Raw genomic sequence first — 19058 nt, forward strand, 5'->3', positions numbered from 1 at the left:
CGGCAAGCTCGAACTAAAGTTGAGGAACCAAAATGTCGAACAGCACGGCTCAGCCAGATCCGAAACATGCCGATCCCACAGCCGAGCGGGCCGATCGTATGAAGCGGCTGAGTATCATTCCCATCTGGAATACCAGCGGGGTCGCCGAAGAGATGGGCTACAAGGCGCGCGGCCATGTATGGCGGTGGCGCGACTTGCACGCTGAGTTCGAGGAAGCTGTTAAGACATCATTGGCCGGGCCGGGCACTGAGCGCCGAATTCTTCTGTTTGAGAATCCCGGGATGCCACGGTCCGCAGCAGCAACGCCTACGCTCAATGGCGCGTTGCAGATGATCCTACCTGGCGAAGTCGCACCGGCGCACCGGCACACCTATTCAGCGCTGCGCTTCATCTTGTCGGGAAGTGGTGCGTTCACGGTCGTCGATGGCACGCGCGCGGATATGCACGAGCTTGATCTTTTGCTCACGCCTGGAGGGTGCTGGCATAGTCACGCGCACAATGGCGGGACGGAGCCAATGGTTTGGTTCGATGCGCTCGATACCCCATTCGTTTCATACATGCGAGCCGATTGTTTCGAGATGCATCCTAGCAAATCCTTAGAACCCTATACCAATACTGTGGGCTCTTACGAAGATATTGGCGCGCTCGGAATGCTACAAGGTCGGACGCGCGCGCAACCGCCGGCCTCGCCCCAGTTGGTGTACAAATGGGCTGCCGCCGAAGCAATGATACAAGCCGGACTGGACCGCGACGATGATGACCCGTACGAGGGTGTCGTTTACGAATACGTAAATCCTATCACGGGTGGGCATGTCATGCCGACAATCGCCTGTCACGTGAACGGATTCCGTAAAGGCTTCCACTCGAAGGCACGACGACGCACATCGAGTAGTCTTTGTGTTGTTGCGAAGGGAAGCGGTGCCACCATTATCGATGGCGTCAAGCACGAATGGTCAGAGCGCGATGTGATCGCAGAGCCGGCTTGGTCGTGGTGCGAATATATTGCGTATGAGAAATCGATTCTGTTCCGGACAAGCGATCAGCCTATATTGGAACCTTTCGGTTTGGCTCGCCAAGAAGATCATCCGAACGGACGTCAATAGGCAGCTTTCGCCTCTTGCAATCGTTGTGCCCGGCGTAGTTGTTTGCGCAGGCAATACCCGTTGGCTCGCTCCGCGTTTCCAGAAAGTTGCTCTTGTAGATAGCGCAGGCCTGATGCAGGCCGATCGTTCTATTTTGCGTGGACCGCGAGTACTTAAGCGCATCTGACGCACAGCATCGATTTGCTAGCCGGGCAAAAGGGGTGTTTGCAATTTTCTCCTATTGGGCAATGTCCGAGGTTCTTAACTTCCCAAAGCTCGTGTACGGCTCGCTCACCTCGTGAGAATTCAAGCCCCTTGGGACAAGTCGATTAGCGCCATGGCAAACAGCGAAACTCTGTTCGACAAGATCTGGCTGTCGCATGTTATCCGGGAGATTGAAGATGGCGTGTTTCTTCTTCATGTGGACCGGCACATGGTTCATGAATGCACATCGGCTGCCGCCTTCGAGGGCTTGAAGCGTGCTGGCCGCAAGACCCGTAATCCCGAACTGACCTATGCTGTTGTCGATCACATCCTTTCCACGGCGAAAGGTCGTACGGGAGAGACGTTCGCTGGTGGTCGGGAATTCGTGCAGCTGTTACGTGAAAATTGTCAGGCTCATAAGATTGAACTCATTGATGTTGACGATCCTCGGCAAGGCATTGTCCATGTAATCGCACCTGAGCTCGGCATCGTCTTGCCCGGCACAACACTGGTATGCGGCGACAGCCATACGGCAACGTGTGGAGGACTTGGTTGTTGGGCTTGGGGCATTGGCACCAGCGAGGTGGAGCATGTGCTCGCGACCCAGACAATCGTCCAGCGGCGGCCGAAACGCATGCGTATCAATTTCGAAGGCAAGCTCAACCGAGGGGTATACGCCAAGGATCTCATTTTGAGATTGATTGGTCAGATCGGCGTTGCGGCGGGACGTGGCTACGCTGTGGAATATGCCGGCAGCGTCATACGGTCTTTGTCGATAGAAGAACGCCAAACCATCTGCAATATGTCGATCGAGTTCGGTGCGAGAGCTGGACTTATAGCTGCCGATGACGTCACATTCGAATATCTCCACGATCTGCCTTATTCGCCCAAGGGAGAAATGTGGGAACAGTCATTGGCTTACTGGCGTTCGCTCCCGACCGACCCAGAAGCGGTTTTCGATCGAGAGGTCGATGTTGATTGCACGAGCATCGGCCCGCAGGTCACCTGGGGGACGACCCCCGAGGATGTTGGCAGCGTCAGCGATCCGATTCCTGATCCCGCGGCGGTTAACGACCTTGCGCGTCGCGCCGCAATGGACCGTTCGCTGACTTATCTCGGTCTTGAGGCCGGTCAGTCTCTCGAAGGGCTCACCGTCGACGTGGCGTTTATCGGTTCATGCACCAACAGCCGCCTTTCCGATATAGAGGCTGCCGCCGAAGTCGTGCGGGGGCGCAAGGTCGCTTCGCATGTACGCGCGCTTGTGGTACCCGGCTCAGCGCAGGTTAAACATGCCGCTGAATCTCTGGGGCTCGACAAAGTCTTCCTGGAAGCTGGGTTTGAGTGGCGGGAGGCCGGATGTTCCATGTGCGTCGCCATCAATGATGACTTTGTAGGACCCGGTAAGCGTTGCATCTCTACGTCGAACCGCAATTTCGAGGGGCGCCAAGGCCAAAAGAGTCGCACCCACCTAGCCAGTCCCGCCTCGGTGGCCGCCGCTGCGATTGCCGGGGCGGTAACGGACGTCAGAAGGTACTTAACCTAGGCCGCCGGAGAATTCGTATGGAGAAATACACACGTGTCGAGGGTGTCGCGGCCAGTTTCCCGCGCCCTAACATCGATACAGACGCGATCATTTCGGTCGCTTGGCAACGCAGCTTGAAGAGCAATCCGGGGGAAGGCCTGTTTGCGATCTGGCGGTATGATCTGCAAGGCCAAGAGGTGCCGGACTTTATCTTGAACCGCGCCCCCTTTCGCAAGAGCAAAGTTATTGTTGCGGGAGCCAATTTTGGTTGTGGCAGCTCCCGCGAGTTCGCGGTTTGGGCCCTGGTACGGTTCGGTATTCGCTGCGTGATTGCACCCACCTTTGGCGACATTTTTTACGAAAACTCGTTCAAGAACGGGCTGCTACTCGTCACGTTACCGCAGGCAGAGGTTGATGAGATCCATCACCACCTGGCGACCACGAACGATCCGACGATGTCGGTGGATCTCGAAAGCTGCACCATCGAATTACCGAACGACAGGACAATCGCTTTTAACATTCCAACTGCCCGTCGCGCAACGCTGCTAGAGGGCCTCGACGAGATTGGTCAAACGCTAAGATTCGTCGCCGACATTGAGGACTTCCAGCAGAAGAGCCGAGCGTGCCAGCCCTGGTTATACGCGCGACCTGAACCTCGGCATTCTCCCTGAGTGGGGCCGACGAACCAGAGTTGCGCGGTTAGGCGAATCTAAAGCGTTTTTGTCAGACCTGCATCCGCATCGATAGCAGCCCCTTGCAGGAGACGACCGCGATCTGACAAGACAAATCTAACCAGCGCCGCGATATCCTCAGGCTCGCCGATTCGCGCAATGCGCAACTCGCGGCTGAGCTGATATTCCATTTCGGCAGGGTCGATGCGTCGTTCGCGGCTCTCCAGCGTCAGGCGCTTTGTCAATCTGTCTGTCCTCACCAAGCCGGGATTGATACAATTGACCCTCACGCCGTCCCTAATGCCAAGCTCGGCGAGGAATTTGCTGAAACTATTGAGTGCGGCATTCACTGGCGAACCGATAGCGAAATAGATGTCGGGTGTTCGGCCGCCTGCACCGGCGATATTCACGACGGATCCACTCGTCTGAACAAGTGTAGGCCAGGCCGCCCGACAGAGGCGCATTGCACCAAAGAATTTTAGGCCGAAACCATCCTCCCAATCACTATCGGGCAGCTCCAGGAAGTGCCCCCGCGTGGTCGCACCGGCGTTGTTGACAAGAATATCAATCTTCTGAAAAGCGGCCAAGGCCCGGTCGATCGTCCAGGAAACGGTTTCCACGTTTCGCAGGTCGCCAGCAACGACCTCTACCCTTGTTCCAAATGATCGTGCGCGTTCGGCAACGCTGTTGAGCATGGCCTCATCCCGGGCGACGATAACGGAATCGACGCCTGCTTGCGCGAGCTCGAGCGCAATGGCAGCACCGATGCCTCGGCTTGCGCCCGTTACGATCGCAACCTTGCCCCGGAGGGACGCATCTTCGCCTCCCGCCAGGCGAGGCTCCTGTTTGGTGTGTCCTGTCATCGTGGAAGTCTCCGTGTCTGGTCGATTGAATGGGATTGTTGACAGAACCGGCCACACGCATCGGGACGCAACATTAGTCTGAGCTGCCCAGATGTGTGCCTTGCGAGCTCGGTTGAGTAAAAGGCCAGGCTCGACCGGCCTTGGCGCCTGTCGAGATCTACTCCATGTCGTCACGTCGGACACTGACCCAGCGAACCAAGAGACCACGCGCTTGGCTGAGTGCACTATGGCATGGCGCACCCTTTGGCTAGCTAAGGTGGCCACTCGTCATGCGACCTCGTCCATGAAAGAAGAGTGCGACGTTCTCCTCTGGCTTGAGCAGTACTAGCCCTGAGGCCCGCCGTGTCGCCACAGGATTTTGCGCGAGTACAGGGTTTTAGGCGCTGATCCGCTAGCAAGAAATTGCAATGCTATCGGGGCAGCCCATCGTGCAATTTTCTCCTAGTGATGCCGGCGCCTGTCGGTTGATAGTACACGTGCTTTATGAAACGTGCTGAGTCCAACGATGGTCTTCTGCACTGGAGCGACCTTCACTAACCGCTTTCACGGTTGTCGGACTCGCGTCGTTGCCGTACTCGCATCATTGGGTGTCTTTTGAAAGCTCGTATTCCTCTGCGCAAGGTCATGGAAGCCGGACGACCGCTCGTCCTTCCGGTTGCTCAAGATGCTTTTGCCGCCCGGCTGATAGGGCGGGCTGGGTTCAAAGCGTTTGCAATTGGTGGGTCGGCAATGCTTGCTGCCCGTTACGGGTTGCCGGACCTAGGCATTGCGGCGCTTGGCGAGATGGTCGCCGGTATTCAGGATATTGCGGCGGCCTCCGATCTACCCTTCATCACCGATGGCGATGACGGCTACGGTGACATCAAGAGCGTTGTTCGCATGATCCGCGCGTACGAGGCGCTTGGTGTTGGCGCCGTGATCCTGGAGGACCAGGCTCGCCCGAGCAAGCAACCCGGCGATAATCCTGCTCCTGCTGTTGTCGCGATGGCAGAATTCGAAACAAAGCTTCGGGCAGCTGTTGATGCCCGCAGTTCAGGCGACATGTTGATTATCGCCCGCACGGACTCCTTAACAACGCTTGGCCTAGATGGCGCCCTAAAGCGAGCGGAGCGCAGCTTAGCCGCGGGCGCGGATGGTGTATTTATTCCAGGATTGAAAGCACATGACGATCTCGTGACGGTTGGGAGTGCCTTCCGGGGGAAACACCAGCTGCTTGCCCTAACTGAAGATGGGAAAGCGCAACTGCCGCGGGCACAAGATCTCTTTGTGATGGGCTACGATCTTATCGCTTATCCGAGTTATTTGATGCTGCGGACCACAGAAGCGATGGCGAGCGCGCTCGCAGGGTTGTTGTTGTCCACGGCCGACGGGTCCCCTCTCCCGGCACTGGCCGATTTTCCGGCGGCTCGCGCGGCCTTTGCTGAGGCGGTCGGACTTCGAGACTGGCAGGCGCTCGACAAAGTTGCCCGGTCCCAGGCCTCTGCGCCCGCCACGTAACTCGTCCGCGGTTCCGCATTTTCGGACTGCTGCGATGGAAATCTCGGTGCTAGAGCAAGCAAGGATAGTTTAGTGCAGATTTCGCTGAAAAGCCGAACCGCAATCGTAACGGGCGGAAGCCGAGGCATTGGCCGAGCGATAGCTCTGGCGTTCGCCGAGGCCGGCGCTTCTGTTGCAATTCTCGCCCGAGATAAACAACAAGTGAGTGATACCGCCGACCAGATAAGTAGCACAACCGGTCAGCGCGTGATTGGAATCTCATGTGATCTCGGAAACAAATTGCAGATTGACCAGGCCTGGTCGAGGCTCTCCCCCGACTTCAGTCATGTTGACGTCCTCGTTAACAACGCAGGCAACGCTGCCCACGAGCCAATATCGGGAGTTGAGTGGGACGCACTCCAGTCCGATTTCATGCTGAAAGTCGGAGGGGCACTTTACTTAACTCAGCGTTGCCTCTCTGGAATGCGAGCAAGACGCTGGGGACGAGTTGTCAATATTCTCAGCATTGCGGCAAAGGCCGGTACCGGCGCCGCTCCGTCGGCGCTGAGCCGGGCGGCCGGCCTATCCATGACGAAGCTGCTGGCTAACGAATGCGCGCCGGATAACGTCCTTATCAACGCCATCTGCCTTGGATCGATCGAAACCGACCAGTGGAAACGAATGCACCGGTCCACCGCACCGCAAGCGAGCTACGAAGACTTCGTTTTGCAGAAAGGAAAGAGCGTGCGTCTCGGTCGGCTTGGAACTGTGACCGAGGTTGCGAATGTGGCCTGCTTTCTAGCCTCGGACCTAGCCTCGTTCGTAACGGGAACAGCCATTAATGTCGATGGAGGCAATTGTCCCGTACCGTAACCTCGGCACTGGTATCGTTGCCGGTAGGTATGTAATCGGAGGTCGTCTACCTCCCTAGCTGATGCCAACGAGGCTCGATAGAACGGACTTATTGCCCGCCAGATCGTTGCTTTTGCCGTTCCAAACCACTTGGCCTCGATCCAGAATTAGGGCCTGGACCGTTAGTGACAGCGCTAGATCAACATGGTGTTCTACGAGGATAAACGTCATATCGCTTTCTTTTCTGATGCGTTTGAGCGCTTCCACAAGCTGGTCAACAATGACCGGAGCCAATCCTTCGAACGGCTCGTCGAGAATAAGCAAAGCGGGATTGCTGACGAGCGCTCGGCCGACAGCCAGCATCTGCTGCTCTCCACCCGACAAATGATTTCCGAAGTTCTGCCGTCGCTCAGCAAGCCGGGGGAATAGCTCAAACACGGATTCAATGTTCCACTTTCCCCGATCAACCCTTGCAACGGAAAGGTTTTCCTCTACCGTCAGGGAAGGAAAGATCTCTCGTTCCTGAGGCACGTAACCGAGGCCCAGGCGAGCCCGCTCGTAGGTATCGATGCCTCCGATCTCGCCGCCGTCAAATGTGATCTTGCCGGAGGCCATTTGCGTTAGGCCCATAATGGTCGCAAGCAGGGACGTCTTGCCGACACCATTGCGTCCCAACACGGCCAATGACGACCCTCTCGGGAGCGAAAGAGCCACGTTTTCAATAGCCGCGGCGCCATAGCCATATCCTGCGGTGACAGCTTCCAGTCTCAGCAAATCAGTCATTGCGCGCCTGTCCGAGGTAAACCTCTCGTACCTTAGCATCTGCTCGAATCTCGGACGGGGTTCCCTGCGTCAGCACGCTTCCCTCTGCCAACACCGTGATACGGTCAGCGAAACCAAAAACGATCTGCATGTCGTGCTCGATGACGATGACTGCGAGGTCGGCGGGCAACCGCCGCAGCAATTCCGAAAGTTTTCCGCTGTCTTCTTTCGGCAAGCCAGCAGCAGGTTCGTCGAGAATGAGCACCTTTGGCTTGAGAGCCAGCGCCAGCGCGAGCTCAACGAGCCGCCGTTGACCATATGCGAGATTGGAAATCAATTGGCATGCCGAACCACTGAGGTTAAAAACGTCTAGGAGCCGCTCGAGTTCGATCAGAACCTGCTTGCGCCTATTGAGCGCGCCCCACAGTTTTGCGTCGATATGCATATTTGCAACGACCGCGAGGGCAATATTTTCGACCACCGTCATGGACGGGAATAGCGAGTTTATTTGAAACGTTCGCGCGAGCCCCAGAGAGACTCGGCGTTGCGGCGAATACCGTGTGATGTCACGTCCTTCAAGTCGGATCGACCCAGAGGATGGAGCCAACGCTCCCGTGATGAGATTTACAAGGGTGGTCTTTCCTGCGCCATTCGGACCAATCAGAGCGTGTCTTGCACCAATCTCAAGGCGGAAGTTGATATTACGCGTGACGGCGAGAGCACCGAAGCTTTTGTGCAGACCGACGATTTCGAGGACCGTATCATTCATGGTTTCCGCCTGCGATCGAGGAGATAGCCACCCATACGATCAATCCAGGGACCAACGCCTTGAGGTGTAAACCTGACGGCGAGAATGAGGAGTCCACCCAGCATAAACAACCAATTGAAGGGGTCTATCGCCGCGGCCCGATCAGAAAAAATGACGAAAATAATGCCCCCAATGAATGCGCCGGTCAGGCGCCCCATCCCGCCGATTAGCAACATGATGAGGACGTTTCCGGATAGCAGGAATGAGAGTGAGTCGGTTGCGACAAGCCCGGTGACTTGTGCGGAAATTGCACCGGCCACACCCGCTATTGCTGCCGAAATCGAATAGATGAGAAGCAACCGTGCGGCGACCGGTACGCCTAGCATGCGCATGCGTTGGTCGTTGTCGCGTATCCCACGCAGAACATATCCAAATGGCGAGTTTACCAAGATCCGGGCAAGGGCAAACACGAAGGCCAGCACGCAAAGCGAATAGAGATAGGCAGTATGGCCATAGAGGTCGAACGAGTAACGTCCCAAGATGGGTGCGACCTGATACCCCGCAAGGCCATCATCTCCGCCCGTTACTGATTTCCAGGTTGTCGCAACTTGGAGGACGACGGCACCAATGGCGATCGTGAGGATGACTTGAGTCAAGCCGCGAACACGAAGAACCAGCAAACCCGTGACGAAGCCGAACGCGCCGGCAGCTAGCCCTCCTACCACAAGGCCGGTCAAGGGTTCAGATAAAACATTGAGCGCAAAAAGGGCGGCGGCGTAGGCTCCGATACCAAAAAAGACGGCATGACCTAAACTTTCGATTCCAGAGTAACCGATGGCGAGATCGAGCGACAGAGCCAAGATGATCATGATGATGACTTGGGTGCCGAGCTGGTGATAGGCGCCCAAGAAGAAATAAGCGAAAATTGCAAGCGCCCACACCAGCGCATCGCTAAGTCCCAAGCGGTGGGATCCAAAGGACGCGGCGATGTCCCGTTTAGGTGTGTCCTTTGAGGGAGTTACCTTAAGCACGGCCATAAAGCCCAAAAGGTCGAATGGACAGAATGAGGGCCAGAAGAATGTAGATGCCGAAAGCGCCGGCCGCCGGAAAGAGATAGCGAAAATAGGTATCGAAGATGCTATAGCCGAGCGCGGCGATAAGCGATCCTTTGAGACTGCCAAAGCCGCCAACCGCAACGACGATCAAAACCATGACCATATAGTTCGTGGCATAGTATGGCTGCAGCGGCAGCATCTGCGTTCCAAGTACGCCGGCTATGGCCGCTAACGCGCACCCAGCAACGAAGGTCTGAGCGAACACCCGCCGCACATTGATCCCGACACAGCGAGCCATGCGCGGATTATCGACGGAGGCGCGCAAGCGGGCGCCAAAATCGGTCTGTTCGATGACGTACCAAATCAGGCCTGCGATTGTCAGGCTGACGATTGAAAGAAAGCTACGGTAAGCAGAAATCGATATCTCTTCAAAATGCCATGCTCCCGCCAGGAATTCAGGCGTTGGTAATGTATGCGTCAGCGAGCCATAACCGGCGTTGATCGAGGCGATCATTATGAATGTGAGGCCAATTGTCATCAGGATTTGACCGAGAGCACTCGTCTCATAGATCCATCGATATACGGTCCGTTCAAGAATGGCCCCGAGTATCGCCGTGATTGCAACAGCAATCGGAAGCGCGGCGAGCAAACCCAGGCCAAAATGATTGACGAGCGAGAGTGCAGTGTAACCGCCGATCATGGCGAAACCACAATGTGCAATGTTTAGAAGACGCATCACGCCGAGCGTGATCGTCAGGCCAGAGGAGATCAGAAAGAGGATCATCCCGAAGGACAGGCCGTCGATCAAAAGCGATATACCCGTCGTCCAGTAGCTATTCACTTGATCCCTCAAACACCGCCTGCATCACAAGCATGCTGCCAATGGCCATTACGTCCCGCCGCATTGGCCTGGAGTCATGCGGCCTGATTCTACTCCCCTATTTTCGCGCGCCTAAACGTCGTCAGCGCGAGGCAGGATTGGCCTCCTTCCAGGGATCTTTGAGATTCGGAATTACGGCGACCTGTTTATTTACGAGGACGCCGTCGATCTTCTCGACCTTTCGGATATAGACGTTTTGGATCAGGTCCCGTTCGACCGGATCGATCCGCGCGGGCTCTCCCAGGAGTACCCTTTGGCGGCCGCCAAGGCTTTTTCACCATCAAGTTTCCCGTCGGTTGCTTCGGTCATATGGGCGATCAGGTGTATGCCGTCCCACGCCTCAACGGTCCCGATATTAGGTATGGCGCCCTTCCCGTATTTTGCTTCCAGCGCATTGACGAACTCCTTATTCGCGGTGCTTTCTGGCGAATGAGGACCATAAAAGAGAGAGGAATATACACCGATGGCCAGTTCGCCGGTTTGTCCCAATGCCGCGAGGGGTGCCTCCTCGGTTTCACCGAGGCCAAAGTACTGCAAGCCCCGTTGTGCCAAGCCGCGCTCGAAATACCCTTTGAACAGTGCAACGGAGATGGGCCCGTTCGGGACGAACGTAAATAGAACGTCAGCGTTCGCGTCCTGCAGCCGCTGGAAGTAGCTGGAGAAGTCAGTTGTATCCAAAGGCACCTTTACGACATCGACGATCTTGCCGCCGAGCTTGCCGTAATTGGCATCATAAGCTGCAATTGCGTCGTGACCGGGGGCGTAGTCGACGGCAAAGACAACAGCTTTCTTCTTGCCCTGATCAATAGCATAGCGCGTGATGCCATACGCCAATTGCCAGATGGTGCAGCCCACTCTTAAAAAATATGGCGATTTACGTGTGGTATCTGCGGTATTTGCGTTGAAAATGACGAAGGGAATTTTCGCTTGCGTCACAACATCGGCAACGGCTACCGCGTTAGGCGTGAAGTCCATACCGCCGAGAAATTGTACCCCCTCTCGGGTGATCAGCTCTTGAGCGAGTTGTTTCGCTCGAGCGGGATTTGGGCCGCCAGAATCACGATAGAGGACCTCAACGGTGTGGCCTCCAAGCTTTCCTCCGTGCTTCTCGACATAGAGGTCAACGGCTCGTTTGAATTGGACGCCCCACTCGGCATAGGGGCCGCTAAAAGAGCCGATGATGCCGATCTTGACCTCGGCAGAATGCGCATCTGTAGAAATGGACAGTGAGGCAAGAACCGCCGCGAAGGCCAGCAAGCTGAAGCGCTTCATTGTTTCCGTCCCCCTATTTGTGCACCGCCATGCGCCGCAAGCAAGGCGACGACTGCGCCCATCGTTCGGCCCAGATAGAGGGCATTAGAGGAGTGCATTCTTGTATAATCTTGCGGGACGCCGGGACTGTTAGTCGCAGGTCGCGGAGGGCAGACCAGTTAAGGGCTGCTCACGCTATATTACGCGGATGTCACAAGGTCCATGTCCGGGGCTGAGAGTCGCTTCTTTCCCGTCCATTTCAGATCGATGGATCTGACGGTTGCCGCCGCCTCACCGAGCAGCCATTGCGCGGAACGCGACAAGTGCCGGCAAATCGCTCTTTTCGGTTGGATAAGCGAGATAGAATGCCATCTGGTTGCGGACAATGAGATTGAACGGTGCGATCAGTCGGCCGGTTTCGAGATCCCTTTCAATCAAGGGAAGATGCACAATTGCAATACCAAGGCCGTCGATAGCTGCTTGGCACGCGAGCCCCGAGTTTTCAAATCGTAGGCCCGTGTTGGCCGGGACCTGCGGCGCGCCTGCAGTCTGGAGCCATTGCCGCCAAAAATCCGGGCGCTGCAAGGAATGGAGAAGAACGTGATGATCGAGTTCGTGCGGATAGCGCGGGACCGGCATTCCATTCGCAAGCTTGGGGCCGCATACGACGATGAGCAGTTCGTCGAACAGATGTTTGGCCTCGAGCCCAGGCCACTGGCCCAATCCGTACTCGATCGAGGCATCGATGCCTTGCGCTTCAAAATTGGCAGGGGATTGTTGTGAGGTTGAGACCTGAATTTCCACCTGCGGATATTGCTCGCGAAACCTCGCGAGGCGAGGGATCAACCAGCGCATGGCAAAGGTGGGTAAACACCTAAGCTTTAGGACATTGTGTTTTGACGACGCGCAGATCTCGGACGTCGCGGACCTTATCTCGTCAAACGCAACCTGAAGCCGCTTATGATATCGTCGAGCCTCTTCCGTCAGTTCGATGCGACGATGCTTACGAACAAATAACTTTATTCCGAGGTGGGTCTCAAGTACCGCGATATGCCTGCTGACGGCCCCTTGGGTAATGCAAAGCTCTTCCGCCGCTCGACTGAAATTGCCATGACGCGCCGCAGCATCGAAGGCTCGTAGCGCATTCATGGGCAAGTATTGGCCCATAACCCATTATTCTCCCTAGGTTTTCGCTTATATCGCAAAAACTCATGCAAGTCATCAGTTAACTTGCTTTGCGCGGCATGCTGATCGCCTTCATCCTCAGCCCCGCGATGAAACTCGTCCACTGCAGCAAGAGTTGGACATGACTTGTGGGATGGAAACGGCAGTCGTATCGGCAGACGCATTCTCTGCTCCGCCCGGCGACCCTGACGGAAGCATTACAGAAGTTGCGCTCGCGTTTATTAAGAAGAGCCCTGAGATCAGGATTACGCTTCGCGATCTTGAGCGTCAGACGGGCGCAAGTATCTTTCAACTGATTAGGGCATTCCGAAGAGATTTGGGAGTAACGCCCCATGCCTATCTGATAAAACGGCGCGTCGCGCGCGGCGCTGATCTTCTTCTTCAGGGAGAGCCAGCGGCACAAGTAGCTTACGAGGTCGGTTTCGTTGACCAAAGTCACTTCACGAAGCACTTCAAGCGTGTCCACGGCGTGACGCCAAAGCGCTATGTTGCGGTAGCCACCAGCTAGCTGGCAAATCGAGCGCATGAGAAGTTCGCCACTGGCGACAGACCTTTTGCAAAAGCTTGTCTAGAGTTCTTGAGGGTCTAATCCGCTCCGGCGCACAACAAGGCGCGGTTGCCGGCGCAATCGGAGCAGTCAAGTGATCACGCGGTCAGTGGTGTACTTGTTGCGCGCGGCGTCGACGACATTCCGATGCCAGCAGCCGTCAACAGGATATCGAGGCCAGTCGTCATATTCACAGCAAAGAAAGCTTCCTTATGGCCCCCTTTCGAGGACTAAATCGCCGCATGGCCGAAAATGGCCATTTACTGAACGGCTATTGCGCGATCCCCGATGCGTTTTCGGCAGAACTTTATGCTCGACAAGGCTTCGACGTAATCACGCTTGACCTGCAGCATGGTCTCATCGGGTACGATGCCGCCGTCGCGATGCTACAAGCCATTACGGCCGTGGACGTGCTCCCGTTGGTACGCATCCCCTGGCTCGACCCGGCAATCATCATGAAAGCGCTTGATGCAGGTGCTCTTGGTGTGACATGCCCTATGGTCAACACGGCAGCGGACGCTGAGCGCCTCGTCCAATATTGCAAATATCCACCGATGGGCCAGCGCAGCTTAGGCCCCGTCCGTGCGGCGACGGCCTATGGCGAGGACTATGCTGCGCATGCGAACCGGGAGCTCAGCGTCATCGCTATGATTGAAACCGCTGAAGCCGTCGCCAACATCGAGAGTATTCTTGATGTGCCAGGTCTGGATGGTGTCTATATCGGACCAGGCGATCTCTCGCTGTCCCTGAACAGGAAGCCGCAGCTGGAGGAGTTTGATACCGAGGTGGACGCTGCCATCGATCGCGTTTTGAAGGGGTGCATTAAGAAGGGTCTGATTGCAGGCATTTTCGCACCTGGTCCCGAACAAGCGTGGCGCATGGTCACGCGTGGCTTTCGATTCGTCACGCTTTCCACTGACGCTCGCGCATTGGCGTTCCAGGCCAAGTCTTGGGTTGAGAAGTTTCGACTGCTCAGTCGAGAGCCGTCCCGTGTTACCGGTGCATCGGGCCTGAAGGGGTAAGGACTAAATATCAAAAAGTGGGCGACCGGACCATAAGCCCTCATCCGCTCGAAATTGCAATTTCTTACTAGTCGACGAGCTCCTCCTGCATCAAGACCGGTGTCGCCGATCACGCAATTGGCGTGAAGCCTACCCGCTCTTAGCGTGGGAGCAACTCGGCCATGGTGTAACATGATCCAACCGCGGTCTATCTTTGAAAAGATCTGGAACAGTCATGTCATCCGGGAAATGGGTGACGGCGTCTTCTTGCTCTATGTCGATCGCCACATCATCCAGGAATCGGCGAGCGGACAAGCATTTGATGGGCTACGGCGCGCCTCGCGATCTGTGCGTCGACCTGATCTCACTTTCGGTGTCACGGATCACATCGTTTCGACACGTCCTGGGCGCACGGTCGATTCGAACCCCGAGGGGCGCGAGCTAATCACCTTGATGGAACGGAACTGCAGCGAACACGGAATTGAGCTGTTTGACTTGGCTGATGCCAGGCAGGGTATCGAACACGTCGTGGCGCCGGAGCTCGGGCTTATCACGCCAGGGATGACTGTTGTTTGCGCAGACAGCCATACACCAACAAATGGCGCGCTCGGTGCCTATGCGTGGGGTTTTGGCACAAGCGATGTCGAGCACGTTCTAGCAACCCAAACCGTACTTCAGCGCAAGCCAAAGGCGCTACGGGTGACGTTCGCCGGACGTCTGGGAAAGGATGTCTGTGCCAAGGACCTCATACTTTACTTGATCGGCAAAGAGGGAACACAGGCGGCGCGCGGATATGCCATCGAATATTGCGGACCCGTCATTCGTGCGATGTCCATGGAAGGCAGGATGACGATCTGCAACATGTCCATTGAATTTGGTGGACGTGCTGGCATGATCGGGCCGGACGATACCACGTATGAATATATCGCTGGCCGCGACTATGCTCCCAAAGGTGCGCATTGGCAGGCCGCATTAGATCAGTGGCGCACTCTTAACACAGACGAGCAAGCTCTCTTCGACAAGGAAATCAGGGTTAACTGTAGCGAGATTGCCCCCCAGGTGACGTGGGGGACAACACCTGGCGATGTCGTAGGTATCGACGAAAACATCCCAGATCCCGTGTTGATTGGCGATCCTGTCCGTCGCGCCATGGCGGAGCAGGCGCTGCACTATATCGGCCTCAAACCTAATCAGCCTCTTGAAGGCATTCCGATCAACGTCGCCTTCATTGGATCCTGCACCAACAGCCGCCTATCGGACCTTCAGGCGGCAGCGGCCATCGTCAAGGGGCGCAAGGTCGCCAAAGGCGTGCGGGCGCTGGTTGTGCCTGGATCGACGTCGGTCAAGCGCGCGGCTGAGGCCCTCGGTCTAAACAAAGTATTTCTCGATGCAGGCTTCGACTGGAGAGAGGCCGGGTGTTCAATGTGTCTGGGGATCAACGACGACCAAGTCGCGCCAGGTGAGCGCTGCATGGCGACCTCTAATCGCAACTTCGAGCATCGCCAAGGACCAAATAGCCGCACGCATCTTGCAAGTCCGGCATCGGTGGCGGCGGCCGCCGTGACGGGTGTCATCACCGACGTTCGCAAGCTCGCGCACGCATAGAGGCGGCAAATGGAAAAGTTTGTGACGTTGGAAGGTGTCGCCGCAGTGCTGGCGGACCCGAATATTGATACAGATGCAATTATCCCTGCCCGCTTCATGCGTTCTGCGAACGCTAATTTGGGTAAGGCCCTGTTCGCCAACAGCCGATTTCAGGACGACGGATCCGAACGCGCCGACTTTGTGCTGAATATTCCGCCATTTCGGAGCAGCTCGATCCTCGTGGCAGGCGATAACTTTGGCTGCGGCAGCTCGCGAGAAGCAGCAGTCTGGGCGCTGAAGCAATTTGGTATTCGCTGCGTTATCGCGAGAGCTTCGGGGAAATATTCTTCGAGAACTGCTTCAAGAATGGCGTTCTTCCGATCACATTGCCCAAAGCCGACTATGAGCAAATCCTAGGCGCGCTTGCGAAAGACCCCGGGCGTGAAATTAAGGTCGATCTTGAGCGATGTGAGATCAGGATGTCGTGTTCGCTATCGATACCGTTTGTCGTGTCGCCTTCGCGTCGGACAGCATTGCTTGAAGGGCTCGACGATATCCAGCTGACGCTGCGTTATGTCAGCGATATCGACGCATTCGAGGCCTTCGACGGGGTCGCGCGGCCATGGATGCGTCGCCCCACGTCATCTTTTGGCCGATCGCCGTAGAGCTGATGACGTCAGTTTCGTGGTGGGAGCCTTGGCAATTCAAGGCTCTGTCGTCCGGTGAACGCTAGCGGAAACGAAAAGACGCAAATGGTTACGCATTCCACGACATTTGATGATACGAATCTCTTGGAGCGAGCTTGGGTTTAACGCGCATCCAGCCCGGGCTCGGCTTCTCTCCTATGCGAAAAGCCTCGCGACTTTCGCTGGGGATATGGAGCGCTGTCTTTGTTTGTGAACCCCACGGCTCAAGATTATGACATTGTCCTCCTGGGTACGAGGTCAGTTCTTCAGTTCAAGACATTCGTCCTCCAGTCAAGTTTGAACGAAGATCTTGCAGCAACGCCACGGGGAAGCCGACCGGCCGAAGATGTTCGAAGGCGACCAAGGTGGATGAAAAGAGGCCAAGATCTCGCAGAATTGCACTTCGACGCAACCTCTTGCCGCTGTTTTTTGCGATCAGCGTCGCTCCTTTGGTCGGCCAAGGGCTCGCCCGGCACACCGGCAGTGTCATCTTGAAATAGACCAGCGTACCGGATTTGCGCCTCCTCAAAACTCCAGAGCATTACGGACCGTTTGCGAACACGCCAAAGAGATTCCTCACGAATGGCCATTCGGAAGAATCTATTCGGTTCGAGACGCGCTCATCATCAATGTGGCCCGGCAGATTTCTCATCTTCGCGAGAGGCCGTTGTCGCCCCAGCAGCGATCGGAATAAAGCCGATTTGGAAACCGAATGCGCGACCTATTTTGTCTAGCGTTTGCGCAGTAGGATTGGCCGCTCCTCTTTCAATGTCGGCGACTTGGCGCGGTGTCAGCTTAAACAGTCGGGCGAACTCAATCTGGGTGAGCCCGAGGGCTTGACGCATCTCGGCGACAGCCTCCGGCAAGCGGAGAGTACCCGCGCGCGCTTTGGCTGCAATTGCGGCGCGACGATCTCGGATCTCCTCTTTCGTAGGTTTACGCCATCTGGCCATGAGGCTCGCCTAATCTGTCACATTGCGCAGTTTGGCAACACCGTTCGCCATATCTTCGTTGCGAATGATTGCATTCGTCACGACGGAGACCGGCACGCCGCACTTTCTTGCAATCTCTGGAAGGGCCCGGAGAAGATCTTCCTTAGCTGCCAAAGCGGACATCAATTTGTGGGCGGGCACCTTGGGGCTAGAAACTGTCTCACAGACGAGCCTCCAATCAGGATTGGTGTCCTGTCCTCCACCATCGAGCATGCACCCCCACCTTGTGGAACGGACGATGCCCGCTGTCGCGATCTTCATTGGTGCGAAATCGAACAAGGGGGCGAGACGTATGCTTCCATCCGGGAATTTTCTAAGCGCGGCGTTTCGACCATGATTATCGGGATTGCCCATAGCCAGGTTCAAGACATCTCGCAGCAGATACTCCGTCGTGTCCTCCAGCGGACACGACGAGACCTGTTGGATTGTTTTCAGATAAGTTTCGTGCCTGCTCTGAAATGCAAACTCCGCAACGCCAATCGCAGAGACCAGACTCTCTTGTCCGTAGCGGATTAGACCACCCGACGTCACCCTGCGGTCAAACCGTGGAATGACAAGCACACCATTGCCGTAGGTGCTCGTGCGTTCGACGTTGACGCCAAACTCTTTTGCGACCACCGAATAGCCCGATTCAGACTCCAGGATCCGCTGATCCACCGGCTCATCACTACGCAGAAGCTTTACGATGATAAATTCGAGGGCGTCCGCGTCCGGGACCATCGAATTCGGATACCAAAGTCCGTCTCGGGAGCGAGTCAGTGACACCTTGGGCCAGTCACCTTGCAGCCCACTCGAACCCGAGGCAAGCAAGGAAAAGCGATCAGCAACTTCGAGAAACGCATCGCTCCGATCGAGAATTTCTTCCATAGTGATTCCCGCGACCGATATGTCCTGAAGACGTTCGACCTCCTGATCATATGCTTCTTTGATGCGAATATTGCCGACGGGAGAACTCGCAGCTCTCATGAGAAGATGGACTTGGGTAGAAGGCGCCTCGACCGGAAGGTTCAGAAATCGCGCGATCCTCTCGGCGTGGTGACCTTGAGGAATTAGGTCCAGTAGAAAAGCTGGCCAGGTGCTTGCTGCGCGATCCACCAGATCGACTGGGGCGTTGATCGAGTAAGCATGTACGCCTTTAAGGGGACGGTCTTCCGCAAATGGAATGGCGCCGAACTTGGCAAAATAGCCCATTTCGTAGCTAGTTCTGGAAGGCGTCGTGTAGCCCTTTTCGGGGGCTTCCAAGTTGACAATGGCCGCCTCGTGCCACGTGCCTTCTATGAAAGTTTCTACAGTCAGGTCCATTTACAAATCCCTTTAGGGATGTATATGGCAGGTGAGCTCAAGAATCAACCCATTATAATGGAAGTATTAATAGCGGAGGATCCGTTCGGACACTGCAGTCGTTGCCCATCATGCTTTTGGCCTGCCGGATCTTTGCGCCGCCACCACGGACTGAGCGGCCCCTCAGAGATGCTCGCCCCGCGATCAAGTGCGGTGACGGCGCAGCCCTGTATTCAGCTCTCATTCTGATGGGCTTCATGCTGAAGAGCGGACCCGGCCAGAGGACCCAGAGGGCGCCTCCTTCGGCAAGACCTAAAAAGCGCAAAGGCTGGCTGTTATGATGGAGCGTCGCACGCTCAAACATCAAAAGCCCGAACGGACTTTTACCATCAACTGAGTAAGCGGCACTCGTACGA

Annotated in this window: 17 protein-coding genes and 1 pseudogene; 9 read left to right on the forward strand and 9 right to left on the reverse strand. The window is 56.1% G+C overall.

What is annotated here, in order from left to right; all coding sequences use genetic code 11:
• The first annotated feature begins 32 nt into the window (after positions 1 to 32).
• From XH90_RS34975 to leuD (XH90_RS34985), 3 genes are all read left to right on the forward strand, one after another.
• On the forward strand, positions 33 to 1103 hold the full coding sequence (locus XH90_RS34975; protein WP_128929991.1) for a cupin domain-containing protein: 1071 nt from the start codon (positions 33 to 35) through the stop codon (positions 1101 to 1103).
• Between the two features lie 316 nt (positions 1104 to 1419).
• Positions 1420 to 2829, forward strand: a complete 1410-nt coding sequence (leuC, locus tag XH90_RS34980; RefSeq protein WP_128929990.1) for a 3-isopropylmalate dehydratase large subunit — start codon at positions 1420 to 1422, stop codon at positions 2827 to 2829.
• 17 nt (positions 2830 to 2846) lie between these two features.
• A complete protein-coding gene (gene leuD, locus XH90_RS34985) occupies positions 2847 to 3479 on the forward strand; it encodes a 3-isopropylmalate dehydratase small subunit (protein WP_128929989.1) in 633 nt (210 codons plus the stop codon).
• Between the two features lie 38 nt (positions 3480 to 3517).
• Here leuD (XH90_RS34985) and XH90_RS34990 read toward each other — a convergent pair whose 3' ends face one another.
• A complete protein-coding gene (locus tag XH90_RS34990) occupies positions 3518 to 4342 on the reverse strand; it encodes an SDR family NAD(P)-dependent oxidoreductase (RefSeq protein ID WP_128929988.1) in 825 nt (274 codons plus the stop codon).
• A gap of 594 nt (positions 4343 to 4936) precedes the next feature.
• Between XH90_RS34990 and XH90_RS34995 the strand changes: the two genes are divergently transcribed.
• Together XH90_RS34995 and XH90_RS35000 are read left to right on the forward strand one after the other, a co-directional pair.
• Positions 4937 to 5839, forward strand: coding sequence for an oxaloacetate decarboxylase (locus XH90_RS34995; RefSeq protein WP_128929987.1), 903 nt, complete (start codon positions 4937 to 4939; stop codon positions 5837 to 5839).
• A gap of 72 nt (positions 5840 to 5911) precedes the next feature.
• Positions 5912 to 6691: an SDR family NAD(P)-dependent oxidoreductase gene (locus XH90_RS35000; protein WP_128955134.1), complete on the forward strand. Its 780-nt coding sequence runs from the start codon at positions 5912 to 5914 to the stop codon at positions 6689 to 6691.
• 54 nt (positions 6692 to 6745) lie between these two features.
• Here the strand turns inward: XH90_RS35000 and XH90_RS35005 are convergent, their stop codons facing one another.
• The 6 genes from XH90_RS35005 to gcvA all read right to left on the reverse strand — a co-directional run bounded on the left by XH90_RS35005 (position 6746) and on the right by gcvA (position 12533).
• The gene (locus tag XH90_RS35005; protein WP_128929985.1) at positions 6746 to 7453 is read right to left on the reverse strand and encodes an ABC transporter ATP-binding protein; all 708 of its coding nucleotides are present in this window, start codon (positions 7451 to 7453) and stop codon (positions 6746 to 6748) included.
• Complete coding sequence (locus XH90_RS35010) at positions 7446 to 8201, reverse strand: ABC transporter ATP-binding protein (RefSeq protein ID WP_128929984.1); 756 nt, start codon at positions 8199 to 8201, stop codon at positions 7446 to 7448. The genes XH90_RS35005 and XH90_RS35010 overlap by 8 nt, the downstream gene beginning before the upstream one ends.
• Positions 8198 to 9142 (reverse strand): branched-chain amino acid ABC transporter permease, encoded by a 945-nt coding sequence (locus tag XH90_RS35015; RefSeq protein WP_206733114.1) that lies wholly within the window; start codon positions 9140 to 9142, stop codon positions 8198 to 8200. Before XH90_RS35015 ends, XH90_RS35010 begins: the two co-directional genes overlap by 4 nt.
• A 61-nt stretch (positions 9143 to 9203) precedes the next feature.
• Positions 9204 to 10076, reverse strand: a complete 873-nt coding sequence (locus XH90_RS35020; protein WP_128955133.1) for a branched-chain amino acid ABC transporter permease — start codon at positions 10074 to 10076, stop codon at positions 9204 to 9206.
• Between the two features lie 240 nt (positions 10077 to 10316).
• Complete coding sequence (locus XH90_RS35025; RefSeq protein WP_128929981.1) at positions 10317 to 11387, reverse strand: ABC transporter substrate-binding protein; 1071 nt, start codon at positions 11385 to 11387, stop codon at positions 10317 to 10319.
• A gap of 270 nt (positions 11388 to 11657) precedes the next feature.
• Positions 11658 to 12533, reverse strand: coding sequence for a transcriptional regulator GcvA (gene gcvA, locus XH90_RS35030; protein WP_128929980.1), 876 nt, complete (start codon positions 12531 to 12533; stop codon positions 11658 to 11660).
• A gap of 151 nt (positions 12534 to 12684) precedes the next feature.
• On the opposite strand from gcvA, the gene XH90_RS39925 reads away from it, so the two are divergent.
• From XH90_RS39925 to leuD (XH90_RS35050), 4 genes and pseudogenes are all read left to right on the forward strand, one after another.
• Positions 12685 to 13059, forward strand: a complete 375-nt coding sequence (locus tag XH90_RS39925; RefSeq protein WP_164933582.1) for an AraC family transcriptional regulator — start codon at positions 12685 to 12687, stop codon at positions 13057 to 13059.
• A gap of 281 nt (positions 13060 to 13340) precedes the next feature.
• Complete coding sequence (locus XH90_RS35040) at positions 13341 to 14120, forward strand: HpcH/HpaI aldolase/citrate lyase family protein (protein WP_206733115.1); 780 nt, start codon at positions 13341 to 13343, stop codon at positions 14118 to 14120.
• Positions 14121 to 14294: 174 nt separating this feature from the next.
• Positions 14295 to 15704 (forward strand): 3-isopropylmalate dehydratase large subunit, encoded by a 1410-nt coding sequence (leuC, locus tag XH90_RS35045; RefSeq protein WP_164933598.1) that lies wholly within the window; start codon positions 14295 to 14297, stop codon positions 15702 to 15704.
• Between the two features lie 9 nt (positions 15705 to 15713).
• Positions 15714 to 16348 (forward strand): annotated as a pseudogene (leuD, locus tag XH90_RS35050) (3-isopropylmalate dehydratase small subunit).
• A gap of 647 nt (positions 16349 to 16995) precedes the next feature.
• Here leuD (XH90_RS35050) and XH90_RS35055 read toward each other — a convergent pair.
• Together XH90_RS35055 and XH90_RS35060 are read right to left on the reverse strand one after the other, a co-directional pair.
• Positions 16996 to 17322, reverse strand: a complete 327-nt coding sequence (locus tag XH90_RS35055) for a helix-turn-helix domain-containing protein (RefSeq protein WP_128929976.1) — start codon at positions 17320 to 17322, stop codon at positions 16996 to 16998.
• A gap of 9 nt (positions 17323 to 17331) precedes the next feature.
• Entirely contained in the window at positions 17332 to 18663 is a 1332-nt protein-coding gene (locus XH90_RS35060; RefSeq protein ID WP_128929975.1) for a type II toxin-antitoxin system HipA family toxin, read from the reverse strand.
• Positions 18664 to 19058 lie beyond the last annotated feature (395 nt).

This window comes from Bradyrhizobium sp. CCBAU 53338, from assembly GCF_015291665.1.
Classification (GTDB): domain Bacteria; phylum Pseudomonadota; class Alphaproteobacteria; order Rhizobiales; family Xanthobacteraceae; genus Bradyrhizobium.